Below are 16,900 nucleotides of genomic sequence, written 5' to 3' on the forward strand. Positions count from 1 at the left end.
ACGACAGGAATTAAGGTCTACAACGTCCCGAGGCGACCGGAAAAACAGGCGTTGAGGGACAGGAATGCGGTTGGTTTGCCCGAACTGCGAGGCCAAGTACGAGGTGCCCGAGGACGCGATTCCGGAAACGGGCCGTGACGTGCAATGCGCCAATTGCGGCCACGCCTGGTACCAGATGCGCCCCCGGGCTGCGGTTGCCGAACCCGTGGCGGTGGCGCCGGTGGTTCCTCCGCCGAGCGTGTCGGCCCCAGAGCCTGCGCCTGCGCCTGCGCCCGAACTTGGCCCGCAGCCGCAGCCCGAGCGCGCGCCGGTTGAATCCGATCCGCCGGTTGCGCCCGACGTCGTGGCGGCCCCCGAAGCGCCCGTCGATCCGGTGCCTGCCGCGCCTGTCGAGGACACCGCCGAGCCGGTGCCCGAGCCGGTGCCCGATCCGGTGACTGCCGCCGTGGCGGTGGCTGATCCGGGGACCGCAGAACCCGCAGCGCCCGCTGCGCCGGAAGCCGCTGCGGCCGATCCGGTCGCCACCAGCGCGCCGGACGCCACGGACGAGGACGAGACGGAGGCCGAGGCGCCCGCCCCGCTGGCCGAGGCCGGTGCGGCAGCCCCGGCTGCCTTTGCGGTGGACGAGTCGGTCCTGGCGATCCTGCGGGAAGAGGCCGAGCGCGAGGCCCAGGCCCGCAAGGCCGAGGCGGCAAGGCCCCTGGAAGTGCAGCCCGATCTCGGCCTCGTGGAGGTCGCAGCGCCGAAGAAGCCGGTCGAGGTCATCAGCGTCGATGAACCCGTGCCGGCCGCCGCCGCCGCCGAGAGCGACGACCGTCTCGGCCTGCGCAAGGCCCGGCTGCCGGATGTCGAGGAGATCAACTCGACCCTGCGCCCGGTCGGACAGCTGGCCGAAGAGAGCGAGGACGAGGCTCCCGCGCCCGTCGCCGAGGGCGGCAGCAGTTTCCGCAGCGGCTTTCTGCTGGTCATGGTCATCGCGATCCTCGGGGCTGCGCTGTACATCAGCGCCGACGCTCTGGCCCAGGCGGTCCCGGCGCTGGCGGGAGTGCTGAAAAGCTATGTCGGCTTTGTCGACAACCTGCGGCTTCAGCTTGACGGGCTGATGCAAAGCGCGACTGTCGCGATCAACGGCAGCGGCGGCTGAGGCCCAAATCGGCTTGCCCCGGGCGGGGCGGGCCATTATCCGTTGCGGCGAGCCAATTCCCGCCCGAGTGCCGCAAGGAGCCGTCATGACCAACCAGCGTTTCGACAAGTCGAAGCTTCCCAGCCGCCATGTGACCGAAGGTCCGGCGCGCGCCCCGCACCGCAGCTATTTCTACGCGATGGGGATCACCGAGGAAGAGATCCACCAGCCCTGGGTGGGCGTGGCGACCTGCTGGAACGAGGCGGCGCCTTGCAACATCGCGCTGAACCGTCAGGCGCAGGTGGTCAAGCAGGGCGTGAAAAAGGGCGGCGGCACCCCGCGCGAGTTTGCCACGATCACCGTGACCGACGGGATTGCCATGGGGCATGAGGGGATGCGCTCTTCGCTCGCCAGCCGCGATGCCATTGCGGATACCGTGGAACTGACGATGCGCGGGCATTGCTATGACGCGCTGGTGGGTCTGGCAGGCTGCGACAAGTCGCTGCCGGGGATGATGATGGCGATGGTGCGGCTGAACGTGCCTTCAGTCTTCATCTATGGCGGGTCGATCCTGCCGGGCCGCTATCAGGGCCAGGACATCACCGTGCAGGACATGTTCGAGGCCGTGGGCAAGCACCAGGCCGGGAACCTGTCGGATGCCGAGCTGGAGATCATGGAGCGGGTGGCCTGCCCGTCCTCGGGCGCTTGCGGGGCGCAGTATACCGCGAACACCATGGCCTGCGTGAGCGAGGCGATCGGGCTGGCGCTGCTGAATTCGTCGTCCGCCCCGGCGCCCTACGAATCCCGCGACCAGTTCTGCGAGGCCTCGGGCGTCGCGGTGATGAACCTGATCGAGAAGAACATCCGCGCGCGGGACATCGTGACGCGGAAGGCACTGGAGAACGCGGCGCGGGTGGTGGGCTGCACGGGCGGCTCGACCAACGCCGCGCTGCACCTGCCGGCCATCGCGAACGAGGCCGGGATCGACTTCGATCTGTTCGACGTGGCCGACATCATGCGCGACACGCCCTATTTCGTCGATCTGCGCCCGGGCGGCCGCTATGTCGCCAAGGATCTGCACGAGGTCGGCGGCATCGCCGTGGTGATGAAGGAGCTTGCGAAGGCGGGACTGCTGCATCTGGACTGCATCACCGCCAGCGGCAAGACGCTGGGCGAAAGCCTGGAGGAAATCCGCGGCGAGGCGGATGGCAAGGTGATCTGGAACATCGGCTCGCCCATCACCAAGACCGGGGGCGTGGTCAGCCTGAAGGGGAATCTTGCGCCCGACGGGGCCATCGTGAAGGTCGCGGGCATCGAGACCCAGTTCCAGCGCTTTGTCGGCCCGGCGCGGGTCTTCGACTGCGAGGAAGACTGCTTTGCCGCGGTGAAGGCACGCGAGTACAAGGAAGGCGAGGTCATCGTCATCCGCTATGAGGGGCCGGCGGGCGGGCCCGGGATGCGCGAGATGCTGGCGACCACGGCGGCGCTGTCCGGGCAGGGCATGGGCAAGAAGGTGGCGCTGATCACCGATGGCCGGTTCAGTGGCGCGACGCGGGGGTTCTGCGTCGGCCATGTGGGACCGGAGGCCGCGCATGGCGGGCCGATCGCGCTGATCCGCAACGGCGACATCATCACCATCGACGCGACCACGGGCGAATTGTCGGTGGCGCTGACGGATGAGGAACTGGCCGCGCGCAGGGCCGCCTGGCCCGGGCCGCGCAAGACCGACTATGCGACGGGCGCGATCTACAAGTTCGCCAAGCTCTGCGGCGGTGCGCGCTGGGGGGCGGTGACGCATCCGGGGGCCAAGGCGGAAACCCACGTCTACATGGACCAGTAAGACAGCATGGCCGGTCGCCTTGCACAGCGTCTGGAGGCCTGGCACCAGCGCCGGGTCGAAAGCCGGTGGGCGCGGATCGCGGCCGAGGTCGAGACGATGGACAGCATCGAGGCCCGTGCGCTGCGGGCCGAGGCGCGCGGCCTGCGGCGGCATCTTGACCGGGCGTTGCAGGCGGCCGATGCGCGGCTGGCGGTGCCGGGCCTCGGCGCGGGACTGCCGCAGATGCCGCTGGGGACCGACTGGGTCTGGCGGCCGGACCTCTGGCGCGGGGCCTTGTCGGGGCCGGGCCAGGTGGCCGCAGGCGACCGCACGGCGCTGGACGAGGGCGTCGCGCTGTATCACGACTGCCCGCTGGGTGAAGTGGTGGTGCGGCAGGTCCGCAACCAGGCCCCCGAGGACCGCGCGCCCTATGGGCTGGCCATCGACGTGTTCGGCTTTCACGGCAGCTTCCTGTCGCTGGCGCTGACGTTGCCCCCGGCGTGCATCGAGGGTCTGAAGGCGCGGCATCTGGTCCGGGCCGAGATGGTGATCGACTGCGACCGCCCGGTGAAGGCCTATGCGCGGCTGAACGTGAAGCACGGGCCGAACCTGGCGCAGCCGGTCAGCAGCCTGCCCGAACAGGGGCGCGACAAGCTGGCCGAGTTCGACCTGGCCCATGTCGATCTCAACGACCGGCGCATCGAGCGTGCCTGGCTGGACCTGATCCTGAACGACGCGGCGATGACGCGGGTCGTGATCCGCGACGTGGTGGTCAGCCGCCGGCCTCGGGCCGAGCTGTGACGGGGGCAGGATGAAGCTGGTGCAGGGCAGGATCGCGGGCGGGGTCTGGGAGGGCGTGGTCGAGGCCGAGACGGCCCCGGTCGTCGAGGCGCTGCACATGGGGCGGGCGATCGAGGGGGTCGAGGTCCGGCCTGTGGCGGGCAGGTCCGGCCAGTTCGGTGTGGCGGTCCCGATCCCGGTCTGGGCGCTGAACGAGGGCGTGCAGACATTTGTCGTGCAGGCGGGGGGCGAGAGGATCGCCGCGTTCACCCTGATCGCAGGTCAGCCGCTGGATGAGGATATCCGGGCGGAAGTGAGCCTCTTGCGGGCGGAACTGGATTTGCTGAAGCGCGCCTTCCAGCGCCACGTCCGCGAGAGTTAAGCCTCGTCGTGCGCCTTCGGCTTCTCCTCGGAGGGGCTGCCCCAGCGAAGAGCGCCGAAGGCGAACGACGAGCCGTCCGTCAGAGTTGCGACAGAAGGTGCTCGCCCGCCGAAATCTCGCAACCAGTGCCGGTTTCCGGGTTGAACTTCGTCACCACCCCGTTCTCGGCCAGAAGCGAATAGCGTTTGGACCGGTTGAAGAAGCCCAGTTGCGGGACGTCGAAGGTCATGCCGATGGCCCTGGTGAAGCTCGCGTCCGCATCCCCCAGCATGGTGATTCCGGCAGCGGTCGCGCCTGTCGCCTCGCCCCAGGCCTTCATCACGAAGGGGTCGTTGACCGCGATGCAGATGATCTCGTCCACTCCCTTTTCGGCGAACTGCTTTGCGGTGCGGATGAAGCTGGGCACATGCGCGGTCGAGCAGGTGCCGGTATAGGCGCCGGGCAGCCCGAAGATCACCACCTTGCGGCCTTTCAGCCTGTCGGACAGCCTTACCGCCTCGGCCCCGGTGTCGCCCATGCGCAAGAGCGTGGCGTCGGGCAGGCTCATACCTTCGGCAATCGTCATTTTGCATCCTTCTGGTCGCGGCGCGTTGCGCCTGTTGCGCCTTGGGTTATAGGGTCCGGCGCGGAACCTGCCAGAGGGGGGAGTGCGATGCGCGTGGTGATCGTCGGGGCCGGACAGGCCGGGGCGGCCCTGGCCGCAAGGTTGCGGGCGCTGGGGCATGACGGCGAGATCGTGATGCTGGGCGATGAGCCTGCGCCGCCCTACCAGCGACCGCCCCTGTCGAAGGCCTATCTTCTGGGCGAGATGGGCGAGGACCGGCTCTGGCTGCGTGCGCCGGAGTTCTGGGCCGAGAACCGGGTGGAGCTGCGGCTGGGGCAGTCGGTCAGCGCGATCGACCCGGTCGGAAAGACGGTCACGGTCGCGGGCGCGCCGATGGCCTATGACCACCTGGCGCTGACCACCGGATCGACGCCGCGGCGGTTGCCTGCGGCGGTTGGTGGGGCTCTGGCGGGCGTCTACACTGTACGCACCCTTGCCGATGTCGATGCGATGCGGGGCGAGTTCGTGGCGGGCCGCCGCGTCATCATCGTCGGCGGCGGCTATATCGGGCTGGAGGCGGCGGCGGTCGCCTCGAAGCTGGGGCTGGACGTGACGGTGCTGGAAATGGCGCCGCGCATCCTGCAACGGGTGGCCGCGCCCGAGACTTCGGATTTCGTGCGGGCGCTGCACAAGGCGCATGGCGTGAAGGTGCTGGAGTCCACGGGGCTGGAGCGGCTGGAGGGCGAGACCCGGGTCACCGGGGCGGTGCTGAAGGACGGGCGGGTGCTGCCGGCGGATTTCGTGATCGTGGGCGTCGGGATCACGCCGAACACGGGGCTTGCCGAGGCGGCGGGGCTGGTGATCGACAACGGGATCGCGACGGACGAGATGGGGCGGACCTCGGACCCGTTCATCTGGGCGGCGGGGGATTGTGCGTCCTTCCCGTGGCAGGGCGGGCGCATCCGGCTGGAGTCGGTCGGCAATGCCATCGACCAGGCCGAGGCGGTGGCGGCGAACATCCTGGGGGCCGGGCAGCCCTATCATGCGAAACCCTGGTTCTGGTCGGACCAGTTCGACCTGAAGCTGCAGATCGCGGGGCTGAACACGGGCTATGACCGGATCGTCACCCGCAAGGGCGAGGGCGCGGCGGTCAGCTTCTGGTACTATCGGGGGGCGGAGCTTCTGGCGGTGGATGCGATGAACGACAGCCGGGCCTACATGGTCGGCAAGCGGCTGATCGAGACGGGCAAGTCGCCCGCGCCTGACGTCATCGCCGGGACCGGGGACCTGAAGGCCCTGCTCAAGGCATGAGGATCATCGGCGGCGCGCGCCGGGGCCTGAAGCTGGCCGATGTGGGCGAGGGCGATGCGGCGGCGCACCTGCGCCCGACCTCGGACCGGGTGCGCGAGGCGATCTTCAACCTGCTGGTCAACGCGCAGGGCGACCCCGTCACGGGCGCGCGGGTGCTGGACCTGTTCGCGGGGACGGGCGCTCTGGGGCTGGAGGCTCTCAGCCGGGGGGCGGCCGAGGCGATCTTTGTCGATGACGGGGCCAAGGCGCTGGCGCTGGTCCGGGCGAATATCGCGAAGATGCGGGCAGAGGGGCAGACGCGGGTGATCCGGCAGGACGCGCGGAAGCTGGGGGCGCATGCGGGCGCGCCATGCGGGCTGGTGTTCCTGGACCCGCCCTACGGGAAGGGTCTGGGCGAGCAGGCCCTGGTCGCCGCGCTGAAGGGCGGCTGGCTGGCCCCGGGCGCGATGGTGGTCTGGGAGGAAGGCACGGCCCCGGCGGTGCCCGAAGGGTTCGATCTGGTGGATCAGCGCAGATACGGGGATACGGTCGTCACGCTGCTGCGGGCCTTGGCATGACCCGTCCTGCCGCGGTTCTTTTCGACTGTGACGGGGTCATCGTCGACAGCGAAGGCCCGAGCTTCCTGCTGTTCCTGGAAGAGCTGGCTGTGCATGGTCTTCCCCTGACGCCGGAAGAATTCGAGACGCGCTTTGTCGGCGGCACGGTCGAGATGGTCGCGGAGCGCGCCCGGGCGGCGGGGGCGCGGTTGCCGGAGGATTGGGTCGCGCGGTTCTATGACCGGATGTATGCGATGCTGACCGACGGGGTGCCGCTGGTCGAGGGCGTGACCGGCGTGCTGGACCGGCTGGATGCGGCGGGGGTGCCCTATGCCGTGGGCTCGAACGGGTCGATGCAGAAGATGCAGATCACGCTGGGGCAGCATGGGCTGATGGGCCGGTTCCGGGCAGTGGTGTCGGGCCAGGCGATCGGCAACCCGAAGCCCGCGCCGGATGTCTATCTGCAGGCGGCGGCAGCCTGCGGGGTCGATCCGGGGGCCTGCGTCGTGATCGAGGACAGCGCCAATGGGGCCAGGGCGGGGCTGGCAGCGGGGATGCGGGTGCTGGGCTATGCCGAACACGGGGTGGGGACGCCGACGGCGCGGCAACTGACCGCGCTGGGCGTGCCGCTGTTTCACCGGATGGCGGATTTGCCGGGGCTGATCGGGCTCTGACGGATGGTGGGCAGATTGCCCACCCTACAGGCGGCGTCGCGCGCGCAGTGCTGCCCCGATCGTGCCGTCGTCGAGATAGTCGAGTTCGCCGCCGATGGGCACGCCCTGGGCCAGCGTGGTGATCTGGGCCTCGGTCCCTGCCAGAGCGTCGGCGATGTAATGCGCGGTGGTCTGGCCGTCGACGGTGGCGTTCAGCGCCAGGATCACCTCCCGGATTGCTTCATCGGCCACACGGGCGACGAGGCGGGGGATGCCGAGCTCCTCCGGCCCGATGGCGTCCAGCGCCGAGAGCGTGCCGCCCAGGACATGATAGCGGCCCTTGAAGACCTTGCCGCGCTCCATGGCCCAGAGGTCGGCCACGTCCTCGACCACACAGATCTCTCCGGTCGCGCGGGCCGGATCGGCGCAGATGCCGCAGACCTCGGTGGTCGAGATGTTGCCGCAGATCCGGCAGTCCTTGGCGGCCAGCGCGACCTCGGCCAGGGACTGGGCGAGGGGGGCCATCAGCTGTGCACGTTTCTTCAGCAGGGTCAGGACCGCCCGGCGGGCCGAGCGGGGACCAAGGCCCGGCAGCCGGGCCATCAGATCGATCAGCGCCTCGATGCCGGTTTCGTCTGCCGGGGCGGCGGGCATCAGAACGGCAGTTTGGTTCCGGGCGGGATGCCCAGTTCGGTGGCAAGCCGGGTCATCTCCTGTTCCGTCCGCAGCCTGCCCTGGTGAAGCGCGTCGCGGACGGCGGCAAGGATCAGGTCCTCGGCCACTTCCTTTTCCGACGGCACCAGGATCAGCGGGTCGATGTCGAGCCCGGTGATATCGCCCTTGGCGGTGGCCGTCACCTTGACCAGCCCGGCCCCGGCTTCGCCGGTGACGGTGGTGCGCGCCAGTTCCTCTTGCAGTTCGGCAAGTTTGCCCTGCATTTCCTGCGCGGCCTTGACCATCTTGGCCATGTCGCCCAGGCCGCCCAATCCCCCGAGTCCTTTCAGCATGTCGTTCTCCGTCCGTTTGGTCCGAGATACGGTGCTATGCGTGGTGGCGCAAGCTCAGGGAAGGGCGCGGAACAGCATTCGGCGGGGTTCGAAGCCCTCGGCGCGGAAGAAGGCATGGGCTTCGGTGTTCGCTGCCCAGGTGTCGAGCAGGATCTCGTCGGCGTTCAGGTCGCGCGCAAGCTGTCGCGCGGCGGACAGAAGAGCGCGGCCCTGGCCCTGGCGGCGGGCCTCGGGGGCGACGGCGATGTGCTCGACCATCAGGCGGCGATAGCCGGGAGAGAAGATCGAGCCTTCGCGCTGCTGAAGCTGGCAGAGGGCATAGCCGGTCGCCGGGTCTCCGGCCAGAAAGGCGGTGCAGGCGGGATCGGCGAGGCGGTCGGCGAACCAGGCGGTCAGGGCGGAAGGATCGGGGTCGGGAAAGAAAGCCTCGGGGTAATGGGCGGCATGCCAGCCCTGCACATGGGCGTTCAGCCGTGCAAGCGTTGCCGCATCGCTCAGGCTGGCCCGGCGAGGCGTCATTCCTCGAACGGGTCCCAGTCGTCGTCGGCTTCGGGCTCGGCGGTGGGCAGGGCGGCTTCGGCGGCGGCGGCGGTCATGGCTTCGGGCGAGCGGACCTCGACGATCCGCGCGCCGGGGAAGGCGCTGAACACGGCCTGCACCAGCGGGTTGCCTTCGGCTTCGGACCGGATCTCGGCCAGTTGGCGTTCACGTTGTTCGGCGATGGTCGGCGCACCGCCCGAGCCGACGACCGAGACAGCCCAGCGCGCGCCGGTCCAGCCTTGCAGACGCTGGCCGAGGCGGGCGGCAAGGTCGGGCCTTGCGCCCGGGGCGGGTTCGAACTCGATCCGGCCGGGGGCATAGCGGGCCAGACGGAGGCCGGTCTCCACCTCGTTCAGAAGCAGGATGTCGCGCTTCTGCCGGATCAGCTCGATCACCTGGGCAAAGCTGGCGTAGACCTGCACCTGGCTTTCGGCCAGCACCGGGGCGGCGGCGGTCATCGTCGGGCCTCGGGTCGGGGCAGAGTGCAACGGGCCAGGGCGCGGGGCATGGACCGTGCCACCGGAAGGCCCGCCACCGGCAGAAGCGCCACCGGGCATCGGCGGGGGACGCGGGCTGTCCTGCAACTTTCGCACCAGCGTCTCCGGGTCGGGAAGGTCGGCCACATGGGTCAGCCGGATCACCGCCATTTCGGCGGCCATCATCGCGTTCGGGGCAAGGGCCACCTCTTCGAGAGCCTTCAGCAGCATCTGCCACATCCGCGTCAGCGCGCGCATCGGCAGGCGGGCTGCCATGTCGGTGCCGCGCGCCTGTTCGTCGGGCGGGGTCGTCGGGTCCTCGGCGGCGGCGGGGTTGATCTTGATGACCGAAATCCAGTGCGTGATCTCGGCCAGATCGCGCAGGACGGCCATCGGATCGGCGCCATCGGCGTATTGCGCCGAAAGTTCCGCCAGAGCCGAGGCCGCATCGCCCTTCATCACCAGATCGAACAGGTCCAGCGTCCGGCCCCGGTCGGCCAGGCCCAGCATCGCGCGGACCTGTTCGGCGGTCGTCTCGCCCGCGCCATGGCTGATCGCCTGGTCCAGAAGGCTGGTCGCATCGCGGGCCGAGCCTTCGGCGGCGCGGGTGATGAGGGCAAGCGCATCGTCGGTGATCGACGCCCCTTCCGCCGTGGCGATCCGACGCAGCAGCGCCATCATCACCTCGGGTTCGATCCGTTTCAGGTCGAACCGCTGGCAGCGCGACAGGACGGTGACCGGAACCTTGCGGATCTCGGTGGTGGCGAAGATGAACTTCACATGCGCGGGGGGTTCCTCCAGCGTCTTCAGCAGTGCGTTGAAGGCGGCGGTGGACAGCATGTGCACTTCGTCGATGATATAGACCTTGAAGCGCGCCGAGGCCGCCCGGTAGTGCACGCTGTCGATGATCTCGCGGATGTCGCCGACCCCGGTGCGGGAGGCCGCGTCCATTTCCAGCACATCGACATGGCGGCCTTCGGCGATGGCGCGGCAGGGTTCGCACCGGCCGCAGGGCTCGGTCGTGGGGCCGCCGGTGCCGTCGGGGCCGACGCAGTTCAGGCCCTTGGCGATGATCCGGGCGGTGGTGGTCTTCCCCGTCCCCCGGATGCCGGTCATGATGAAGGCATGCGCGATCCGGTCCGCCGCGAAGGCGTTCTTCAGCGTGCGCACCATCGCCTCTTGCCCGACGAGGTCGGCAAAGGTCTCGGGTCGGTACTTGCGGGCAAGGACCTGGTAGGCTTTCTCTTCGGACATGGAACCCCCGGTGAGTCAGCCGTCAGATTAGGGCGCGGGGGGCGGAAGGTCCACCGGGAAGGCGCTCAGGCGGGGCCGTATAGCCGCGCAGGCAGGCCGCGCAGCACGTCGGACTTGCGGCGGGTGCGGGCCAGGGTCCAGCTGCCCTGAAAGCCGATGATGAAGGTCTCGGCGGCGTCATGGGCGGCTTCGGGGGACAGTCCCAAGGCTTCGCCATGGCGGGCGGCGGCGGCGATGATGCGGTCGAAGGACTGTTCAGCCTGGGCGCGGAAGCGGTCCTGGTCGGGGCCTTCGAACAGAAGTCCGAAGATCGGGCAGGCATCGGCGCTGTTCAGGATGTCGAAGAGCTTGGCCATCTTGTAGCAGAAGGTCGTCACCCCGTGCCGCCAGTCGGGCGCTGCGCGAAAGCTGTCGTCGATGACCCGGATGATTTCCGAAGCCGTCCAGTCGGCGGCGGCGCAGGCGAGGTCGGCCTTGCCATCCGGGAAATGGTGGTAAAGCGAGCCCTTGGGCACCCCGGCCTCGGCCAGGATTTCGGACAGCCCGGTGCCGTCATAGCCGCGCTGGCGAAAAAGGCGCGTGGCGGCCTGGATCAGGCGGTCGCGGGTGGAGAGTTCGTCGTTCATCGCGTCAACATAGGCAGTCGCGGGGCGCGGGAAAAGGCTAGACCGATCGGTCCAGTCATGCTACTAGACCAATCGGTCTAATGCTGGCGAGGGCGGGAGATGCTGGACGCAACCAGGCAGGCAGACATTGACGCGGAAGACCTGGACATCCGCAGCGATGGCGCGGTGTTGCGGGGGCGGATCACCCGACCGAAGGGCACGCCGCGCGCGGCCCTGGTGCTGCATGGCGCAACCGGCGCCCCGGCGCGGTTCTATCGCGGCTTTGCGGAATGGGCGGCGGCCGAGCGGCACCTTGCCGTCCTGACCTACGACTACCGCGATTTCGGTGCCTCGCTGCGCCGTCCGATGCGGGGGTCGAAGGCCACGCTGGCCGACTGGGGGCGGCTGGATCAGGCGGCGGCGCTGGCGGCCCTGGCGCGGATGTATCCTGATACGCCCCTGTGGGTGCTGGGACATTCCGTCGGCGGGCTGTGGCTGGGCTGGCATCCGGCGATGGAGCGGGTCAGCCGCGCGATCGCCATCGGCGCCGGGTTGACGCATGTCAGCGACCATCCCTGGCGCTATCAGTGGAAGGCGCGGGCCTTCTGGTCGCCGCCGGTGCGTGCCCTGGCGGCGGTGGCGGGCTATCTGCCGGGCCGCATGATCGGGCTTGGCGCCGACCTGCCGCGCGGGGTGTATGAAGACTGGCGGCGCTGGTGCACCACGCGCGGCTGGCATCTGAGCGACGTCGGCCGCACCCTGCCCCTGCCCGATCCCGCGCGCGTGACGGCGCGGCTGCGGATGATCGCGGTGGCGGATGACGATCTGGTCCCGCCCGAGGCCGTTTGGCGGGCAAGGGCGCTGTATCCCGAGGCGATGAAGGAGCAGAAGGTCCTGCGCCCCGCCGATTTCGGGCTGGCGAGCATCGGCCACATCCCACCCTTCAGCCGCCGCAACGCGGTGCTGTGGCCCGCGATCCTGGATTAGCGCATCAGCTCGGCTTCGGACCAGCCGACAAGGTGCATGTCCTCGGCCCGGGCCGGGTGGTCGTCGCCCACGATGAATTCGTCCAGCTGCGGCGGCTTGACCGGGGTTGCCGACAGCATCCCGTGCACCTGTCCGCGGTGATGGGTCTGGTGCTGAAAGAGATGCGACAGGATGTCGTCGCGGCGGTCGTGCTGAACCCGCGCGGCCCGGTCGATGGCGACGATCTCGACAAGAGCATCGGGTGTCAGGCTTTCGACATGCGCCAAGAGGGCGCGATCGCTGTCGGTCTGCCATGCGGCCAGGGTGGGCAGGTCGGGACAGGAATCCGCTGCGTCGAGCCAGGCGGTGTCCAGCGGGCGGCCCAGAAGCGCGTTCAGGTAGAAGCGATCCACCATCAGGATATGGTTCAGCGTTTTCTGGATCGAGCCGAAGAAGGACGGGCGCGCGGCGGTCAGCTCGGCCGGGTCCAGCGCAGCGCAGGCCCGGTGCAGCCGCGCATTGGCCAGCAGATTGGCCTGGGCCAGTTTGCGGAAGATGCGAAGGGAATCGGTCATGCGCAGCCCCATTTCCGAGCATTGTAGCAGAGCCTGGTATCCCGGGCCCGGCAGAAGAACCACGCACTCCGAAAGGCTGTATGCCGGAATAGGAGCCTGCAAGGGGTGCCGGAAGAAACGCATGTGGCTCCAAAGCGATGCTGACCCTGAGCGTGGTGGTATCAGAGAGGTCGGGTGGGACTTGTGCGTTGAACCTTGGGACCTCGTGATCGACCGATGTCCTCGATACCCAAGCCGAACATGAAAGAGGTACTTTCAGCCCCAGCCGGTCGGGGATGGTCGAATCCTCCGCTCCCATCGCTGAGAGAGCGATCTATCAAAGCGGAGAGTCACACGAGGAAAAGCGCCGCAGCCCGGCTTTCCTGGCACTGAAGCTGTGCTTTTATCCATAGTGTCATGCGTATCTGGACTGATGAGGCAGCATCTGCCTGGCGGGACACCCGTCGCCGTCAGCCGCGCAGCCATCCCCAAGTTCAGGGGCATAATGAAATTGTTCTCTTCGCGCTCGCAGCGTATCGTGCAGCCAGTTGACCATCAGGGACCGCATTCATGAAGTCTACAGAGATGTCCCGCAAACCTTTCTTACCCTTTGCGGTCTTGGCCCTTCTGGTGGCGCTGGTAATCGCCGCGGTCTGGTGGGCGACCCGCCCGGGGCCCTTGCTGATCCAGGGTGAGGTCGCGGCGCCGCGTGTCGATGTCTCGGCCCGAATCTCGGGTCGCGTCATGAGGATCGAGGCCGATCTTGGCCAGCGCGTCGAAGAGGGCCAGAGCCTTGCGAAGTTGTCGAACCCGCAGCTGGTCGCTGCCCATGCGGCCGCCGCCTCCGGCCTCCGCGTCGCGCGCGCCTCCGCGGCCGCCATGATCGCCACTCGGCCCGAGCTGATCCGCGCCCGCGAAGCGGAGCTGGCCGCAGCCCAAGCCGATCTGCGCTTGGCCGAGGAACAGCTGGCGCGCGACAGAGGCCTGTCGGAACAGGGCGTGCGTGCGCAGGCAGCGCTGGATCAGTCGAAGCGCAACCTCGACGCCGCCGCCAGCCGTGTCGCGGCTGCCCAGGCGCAACTGGACCTTGCCCGTGCCGGCGCCTCTCCAGAGGAGCGCGAGGTCGCCAACGCACAGGTCGCCCAGGCAGAGGCCACATTGGCGCAACGCCAGGCCGATCTGGACGAGCTGGAGATATTCGCGCCGATGACGGGAGAGATTTCGGGCCGCAACATCGAGCTGGGCGAGAATATCGGCCCCGGCACGCCGATCTTCACCATCGTCGATCTGGATCAGGCCTGGTTCACCTTCAACCTGCGCGAGGATCTGCTGCCGGGGCTGGCCGTGGGCGACCGGCTGACCGTCCGCGTCCCCGCGCTGGATGTCGAGACCGAGGCCGAGATCACCTTGATCAATGTCCAAGGCCAGTTCGCCAGCTGGCGCGCCACTCGCGCGACGGGCGATTTCGACTTGCGCAGCTTCGAACTGCGCGCCCGCCCGGTCCGGCCCTTGAAGGACCTGCGCCCCGGCATGTCCGCTCTCATCCAACTGGACCGCTAGGGCCATGTTGGCCGTCATGGCGCGCGAGTTCCGCCTGCTGCCGCGCCGCCCTGCGCTGGCGGGGCTTGTCGTGGTGCTGCCGCTGGTGATGCTGCTGGTGCTGGGGGGAATCTTTCGCGCGGGGATTGCCACCGGCATGGCGGTGGCGGTGATCGACCTCGACCGCTCGGACCTTTCGCGCGCCGTAACGCGGATGCTGGACGCCGCCCCCGAGCTGACCGTGACCCATCGCGCTTCCGATCTGTCAGAGGCGCGGTCGCTGATCGTCTCGGGTGCGGTGCGTGGTGCGGTGCTGATGCCGCCGGACCTGGAGCGCGACATCATCCGGGGCGAGCGCCCCGAGATCGTCACCTTCTACGACAACCAGCACATGAGCGCCGGGACGATGGTCGCGCGAGGCGCCCGCAACGCCATCGACGCGGCGCTGACCGGGCTGCGCCTGTCGGTGCGCCAAAGCCAGGGTGAGTCCCCTGTGCAGGCCACGGTCAGCCTGCAGCCCATTCCGTTGCAGGCGCATGCGCTGTTCAACCCGGCCTTCGACTATGTGCATTTCCTGCTGGCCGCGCTGATCCCCACGGTGTTGCAGATCATCGCCGCCGCCGCGACAGCCTATGCGGTCTCGCTGGATTTCGGGACCGGTCGGCATCAGCGCGTGCTGATGCGCATGGCTGGGGGCATTCTGCCGGCGATGCTGGGCAAGGTTCTGCCCTACACGATCATCTTCCTGCTGATCCTGGGACTGTCGGATGTGGCGCTTTATGGCTGGCTGGCAGTGCCCCTGCGCGGATCGTTGTGGCTGATGGCATCGGGCGCGGTCCTGTTCGTGCTGGCCTCACAGATGATCGGTGCGCTGGCCTTCATTCTCGGCCGCGACATGGGGCGGGCCGCCAGCCTGATCGCGATCATCACAGCGCCAGCCTTCGGCTTCATGGGGCTGGGTTTCCCGCGCGAGGCGATGTCCCCCCTGGCACAGGCCTGGGGCGCGGCGATTCCCGGCACCTGGTATGTGCAACTGCGCATCGACCAGTCGCTGCGGGCGACACCTCTGGACATATCTGCGGTGTCGGTCCTGTGGCTGGCCGTGATCGCAGGGGTGCTGGCCGCGCTGGTCCTGACGCAGCTCTCGCGCCTGTCCCGGCTGGAGGCCCAAGCATGAGCGAGCTTTCCACCGCCTTCCGGGCCGAGCTGCATGCGGTCCTCGGCGACAGGCAGGTGCGGTCGATCGTTCTTCTGGCGCTGGTCATCTACGCGCTGATCTATCCGCTCCCCTATCGGGCCGAACTGCTGCGCGACGTGCCCGTGGTGCTTGTCGATCAGGATCGCACCACCGCCTCGGCCGAATTGGCACGCCGGGTGGACGCCTCCGAGGCCGTCGCCCTGACCCATGACGCCCCCGACATGGTCGAGGCCACACGGCTGGTCCATGAACGCCGCGCCTTTGGCGTGATGCTGATTCCCGACGGGTTCGAACGCGCCCTGCTGCGCGGCGATCAAAGCCCCGTCGCGCTGTATGCCGATGCCAGTTATTTTCTGATGTATCAGCGGGTGATGCAGGGCGCTGCCGTTCCCCTGCGCCAGCTGGGCGCCGAAATCGAGGCTGGCCGCCTCATCGCCCACGGCACGCCTCGCGCGGTCGCCCTTGCGCAGGTCAGCCCGGCCAACCAGATCGAGGTGCCGCTGTTCAACCCCGCCGCAGGCTATGCAACCTATGTGCTGCCCGCGGCTTTCGTGCTGATCCTGCAGCAGACCATGATGATGGGCCTGGCCCTGGCCGCGACGCGGCGAAGGCCGCTGCCTGGGCATCCGGTCTGGCGCCTGCTGGGACGAGCGGCGGCATGGCTGACGATATGGGCAGGGCTGCTGCCGCTCTATCTGATCGTGCTGCCGGTGCTCTACGGCCTGCCGATCCTGGGCGGGCCCGGGACGCTGACAATGCTGGGCCTGCCCTTCGTGCTGGCTGCCGGTTTTCTGGCGCAGCTGGTGGCTGCGCTGTTCCGACGCAGCGAGGTCGTGCAGGTCGTGCTGCTGGCGACGGGCCTGCCCTTCTTCTTCCTGTCCGGCTTTGCCTGGCCGGTTGAGGCGATCCCGGCGCATCTGAACGCTCTGGCGCAACTGATCCCGTCCACACCGGCGATCGACGGGCTGGTGCGGGTGACGCAAATGGGCGCGACCTTGCCCCAGATCGCGCCCGTCCTGTGGCACCTCTGGGCGCTCGCGGGCGGGCTGGGCCTCATCGTCCTTGCAGTCGAGACCCGCAGCGCGGCACAACATACGCCCACTGCCTGTGAGGAGCCCGCCGCAAGTGGCAACTCGTCCCGATGAAGCGGCATCTTGCATGAGCCGCGTGCTTTGCGCGGCGCACAAGATGCAAAGCAGGGCTCTCGCAGCCCAGACATGGTAGAAATCAACCAGGACAACGAGGCGCTTTGGCCCGGGAGAGCCTCAAGTATCTTCTGAACCACGACCCCGAGAGCAATATCTTCGCCTGGCGAAGTCCTCCTTCGCTTGCCGGCCGCCTGCCTCTGCATGACCCGAACCTGACCGACCGAGCTGAGCGACCATGAGGACCGCTGCACGTCGCACAACAGGTGCGGCGAAACCTGCGGCCTGCACCACATGCGCAGACCATGCTGAACCACGGACCGAGAGTGGCAGGCACGCCAAAAGAGGGGGGTGAGAGGCTGGACAACGACCCAAGCGGGGCTCGTTACGGCTGCTTCCTTCCGGACCTGACCGGGTTGGCGAGGCGCCTGCCCGCGCCAACCTCTCGCAGGTCATATAGGCGGGGGC

General features: G+C 68.7%; 18 protein-coding genes and 1 other RNA gene. 11 read left to right on the forward strand and 8 right to left on the reverse strand.

Features of this window, described 5'->3' with window-relative positions; translation table 11 throughout:
- Nucleotides 1-64 precede the first annotated feature (64 nt).
- The 4 genes from D5084_RS02265 to D5084_RS02280 all read left to right on the forward strand — a co-directional run bounded on the left by D5084_RS02265 (nucleotide 65) and on the right by D5084_RS02280 (nucleotide 4,104).
- Complete coding sequence (locus D5084_RS02265; protein WP_128513888.1) at nucleotides 65-1,144, forward strand: zinc-ribbon domain-containing protein; 1,080 nt, start codon at nucleotides 65-67, stop codon at nucleotides 1,142-1,144.
- A gap of 85 nt (nucleotides 1,145-1,229) precedes the next feature.
- Entirely contained in the window at nucleotides 1,230-2,963 is a 1,734-nt protein-coding gene (gene ilvD, locus D5084_RS02270) for a dihydroxy-acid dehydratase (RefSeq protein WP_128513889.1), read from the forward strand.
- Between the two features lie 6 nt (nucleotides 2,964-2,969).
- The gene (locus D5084_RS02275; protein ID WP_128513890.1) at nucleotides 2,970-3,743 is read left to right on the forward strand and encodes a DUF6478 family protein; all 774 of its coding nucleotides are present in this window, start codon (nucleotides 2,970-2,972) and stop codon (nucleotides 3,741-3,743) included.
- Nucleotides 3,744-3,753: 10 nt separating this feature from the next.
- Nucleotides 3,754-4,104, forward strand: a complete 351-nt coding sequence (locus D5084_RS02280; protein ID WP_128513891.1) for a hypothetical protein — start codon at nucleotides 3,754-3,756, stop codon at nucleotides 4,102-4,104.
- Nucleotides 4,105-4,183: 79 nt separating this feature from the next.
- On the opposite strand, the gene D5084_RS02285 is transcribed toward D5084_RS02280, so the two are convergent.
- On the reverse strand, nucleotides 4,184-4,669 hold the full coding sequence (locus tag D5084_RS02285; protein ID WP_128513892.1) for a peroxiredoxin: 486 nt from the start codon (nucleotides 4,667-4,669) through the stop codon (nucleotides 4,184-4,186).
- Nucleotides 4,670-4,756: 87 nt separating this feature from the next.
- Here D5084_RS02285 and D5084_RS02290 point away from each other — a divergent pair, with 87 nt between their 5' ends.
- Genes D5084_RS02290 through D5084_RS02300 form a run of 3 tightly spaced genes read left to right on the forward strand, consistent with a single transcriptional unit; the run spans nucleotide 4,757 to nucleotide 7,169 of the window.
- Nucleotides 4,757-5,959, forward strand: a complete 1,203-nt coding sequence (locus tag D5084_RS02290; RefSeq protein WP_128513893.1) for an NAD(P)/FAD-dependent oxidoreductase — start codon at nucleotides 4,757-4,759, stop codon at nucleotides 5,957-5,959.
- Nucleotides 5,956-6,516 (forward strand): 16S rRNA (guanine(966)-N(2))-methyltransferase RsmD, encoded by a 561-nt coding sequence (gene rsmD, locus D5084_RS02295; protein ID WP_128513894.1) that lies wholly within the window; start codon nucleotides 5,956-5,958, stop codon nucleotides 6,514-6,516. Before D5084_RS02290 ends, rsmD begins: the two co-directional genes overlap by 4 nt.
- Nucleotides 6,513-7,169, forward strand: a complete 657-nt coding sequence (locus D5084_RS02300) for an HAD family hydrolase (protein WP_128513895.1) — start codon at nucleotides 6,513-6,515, stop codon at nucleotides 7,167-7,169. The genes rsmD and D5084_RS02300 overlap by 4 nt, the downstream gene beginning before the upstream one ends.
- 24 nt (nucleotides 7,170-7,193) lie before the next feature.
- Here D5084_RS02300 and recR read toward each other — a convergent pair whose 3' ends face one another.
- From recR to D5084_RS02325, 5 genes are all read right to left on the reverse strand, one after another.
- Nucleotides 7,194-7,802 (reverse strand): recombination mediator RecR, encoded by a 609-nt coding sequence (recR, locus tag D5084_RS02305; protein WP_128513896.1) that lies wholly within the window; start codon nucleotides 7,800-7,802, stop codon nucleotides 7,194-7,196.
- Nucleotides 7,802-8,155, reverse strand: a complete 354-nt coding sequence (locus D5084_RS02310) for a YbaB/EbfC family nucleoid-associated protein (protein ID WP_128513897.1) — start codon at nucleotides 8,153-8,155, stop codon at nucleotides 7,802-7,804. The genes recR and D5084_RS02310 overlap by 1 nt, the downstream gene beginning before the upstream one ends.
- Before the next feature lie 54 nt (nucleotides 8,156-8,209).
- A complete protein-coding gene (locus D5084_RS02315; RefSeq protein WP_128513898.1) occupies nucleotides 8,210-8,674 on the reverse strand; it encodes a GNAT family N-acetyltransferase in 465 nt (154 codons plus the stop codon).
- A complete protein-coding gene (locus D5084_RS02320) occupies nucleotides 8,671-10,425 on the reverse strand; it encodes a DNA polymerase III subunit gamma/tau (RefSeq protein WP_128513899.1) in 1,755 nt (584 codons plus the stop codon). Before D5084_RS02320 ends, D5084_RS02315 begins: the two co-directional genes overlap by 4 nt.
- Nucleotides 10,426-10,490: 65 nt before the next feature.
- Nucleotides 10,491-11,051 (reverse strand): TetR/AcrR family transcriptional regulator, encoded by a 561-nt coding sequence (locus tag D5084_RS02325; protein ID WP_128513900.1) that lies wholly within the window; start codon nucleotides 11,049-11,051, stop codon nucleotides 10,491-10,493.
- 99 nt (nucleotides 11,052-11,150) lie between these two features.
- On the opposite strand from D5084_RS02325, the gene D5084_RS02330 reads away from it, so the two are divergent.
- Complete coding sequence (locus D5084_RS02330) at nucleotides 11,151-12,017, forward strand: alpha/beta hydrolase family protein (protein ID WP_128513901.1); 867 nt, start codon at nucleotides 11,151-11,153, stop codon at nucleotides 12,015-12,017.
- On the opposite strand, the gene D5084_RS02335 is transcribed toward D5084_RS02330, so the two are convergent.
- Nucleotides 12,014-12,571, reverse strand: coding sequence for a DinB family protein (locus tag D5084_RS02335; RefSeq protein WP_128513902.1), 558 nt, complete (start codon nucleotides 12,569-12,571; stop codon nucleotides 12,014-12,016). The genes D5084_RS02330 and D5084_RS02335 overlap by 4 nt on opposite strands.
- Nucleotides 12,572-13,135: 564 nt before the next feature.
- Here D5084_RS02335 and D5084_RS02340 point away from each other — a divergent pair.
- From D5084_RS02340 to D5084_RS02350, 3 genes are read left to right on the forward strand one after another with little or no spacing between them, the layout of a single operon-like run.
- Nucleotides 13,136-14,110, forward strand: coding sequence for an HlyD family secretion protein (locus D5084_RS02340; protein WP_202910023.1), 975 nt, complete (start codon nucleotides 13,136-13,138; stop codon nucleotides 14,108-14,110).
- Between the two features lie 4 nt (nucleotides 14,111-14,114).
- On the forward strand, nucleotides 14,115-15,266 hold the full coding sequence (locus tag D5084_RS02345; protein ID WP_128513904.1) for an ABC transporter permease: 1,152 nt from the start codon (nucleotides 14,115-14,117) through the stop codon (nucleotides 15,264-15,266).
- Nucleotides 15,263-16,432: an ABC transporter permease gene (locus tag D5084_RS02350; protein ID WP_128513905.1), complete on the forward strand. Its 1,170-nt coding sequence runs from the start codon at nucleotides 15,263-15,265 to the stop codon at nucleotides 16,430-16,432. The genes D5084_RS02345 and D5084_RS02350 overlap by 4 nt, the downstream gene beginning before the upstream one ends.
- Nucleotides 16,433-16,782: 350 nt before the next feature.
- Here D5084_RS02350 and ffs read toward each other — a convergent pair.
- Nucleotides 16,783-16,879: signal recognition particle sRNA small type (gene ffs / locus D5084_RS02355), an RNA gene on the reverse strand.
- Between the last annotated feature and the right edge of the window lie 21 nt (nucleotides 16,880-16,900).

The organism is Tabrizicola thermarum (assembly GCF_003574395.1).
Taxonomy (GTDB): domain Bacteria; phylum Pseudomonadota; class Alphaproteobacteria; order Rhodobacterales; family Rhodobacteraceae; genus Tabrizicola; species Tabrizicola thermarum.

Bases quoted from the DNA above. Each gene is read 5' to 3' on its own strand.
- D5084_RS02265 (WP_128513888.1), top strand. From the start codon at position 65: ATGCGGTTGGTTTGCCCGAACTGCGAGGCCAAGTACGAGGTGCCCGAG.
- ilvD (WP_128513889.1), top strand. From the start codon at position 1,230: ATGACCAACCAGCGTTTCGACAAGTCGAAGCTTCCCAGCCGCCATGTG.
- D5084_RS02275 (WP_128513890.1), top strand. From the start codon at position 2,970: ATGGCCGGTCGCCTTGCACAGCGTCTGGAGGCCTGGCACCAGCGCCGG.
- D5084_RS02280 (WP_128513891.1), top strand. From the start codon at position 3,754: ATGAAGCTGGTGCAGGGCAGGATCGCGGGCGGGGTCTGGGAGGGCGTG.
- D5084_RS02285 (WP_128513892.1), bottom strand. From the start codon at position 4,669: ATGACGATTGCCGAAGGTATGAGCCTGCCCGACGCCACGCTCTTGCGC.
- D5084_RS02290 (WP_128513893.1), top strand. From the start codon at position 4,757: ATGCGCGTGGTGATCGTCGGGGCCGGACAGGCCGGGGCGGCCCTGGCC.
- rsmD (WP_128513894.1), top strand. From the start codon at position 5,956: ATGAGGATCATCGGCGGCGCGCGCCGGGGCCTGAAGCTGGCCGATGTG.
- D5084_RS02300 (WP_128513895.1), top strand. From the start codon at position 6,513: ATGACCCGTCCTGCCGCGGTTCTTTTCGACTGTGACGGGGTCATCGTC.
- recR (WP_128513896.1), bottom strand. From the start codon at position 7,802: ATGCCCGCCGCCCCGGCAGACGAAACCGGCATCGAGGCGCTGATCGAT.
- D5084_RS02310 (WP_128513897.1), bottom strand. From the start codon at position 8,155: ATGCTGAAAGGACTCGGGGGATTGGGCGGCCTGGGCGACATGGCCAAG.
- D5084_RS02315 (WP_128513898.1), bottom strand. From the start codon at position 8,674: ATGACGCCTCGCCGGGCCAGCCTGAGCGATGCGGCAACGCTTGCACGG.
- D5084_RS02320 (WP_128513899.1), bottom strand. From the start codon at position 10,425: ATGTCCGAAGAGAAAGCCTACCAGGTCCTTGCCCGCAAGTACCGACCC.
- D5084_RS02325 (WP_128513900.1), bottom strand. From the start codon at position 11,051: ATGAACGACGAACTCTCCACCCGCGACCGCCTGATCCAGGCCGCCACG.
- D5084_RS02330 (WP_128513901.1), top strand. From the start codon at position 11,151: ATGCTGGACGCAACCAGGCAGGCAGACATTGACGCGGAAGACCTGGAC.
- D5084_RS02335 (WP_128513902.1), bottom strand. From the start codon at position 12,571: ATGACCGATTCCCTTCGCATCTTCCGCAAACTGGCCCAGGCCAATCTG.
- D5084_RS02340 (WP_202910023.1), top strand. From the start codon at position 13,136: ATGTCCCGCAAACCTTTCTTACCCTTTGCGGTCTTGGCCCTTCTGGTG.
- D5084_RS02345 (WP_128513904.1), top strand. From the start codon at position 14,115: ATGTTGGCCGTCATGGCGCGCGAGTTCCGCCTGCTGCCGCGCCGCCCT.
- D5084_RS02350 (WP_128513905.1), top strand. From the start codon at position 15,263: ATGAGCGAGCTTTCCACCGCCTTCCGGGCCGAGCTGCATGCGGTCCTC.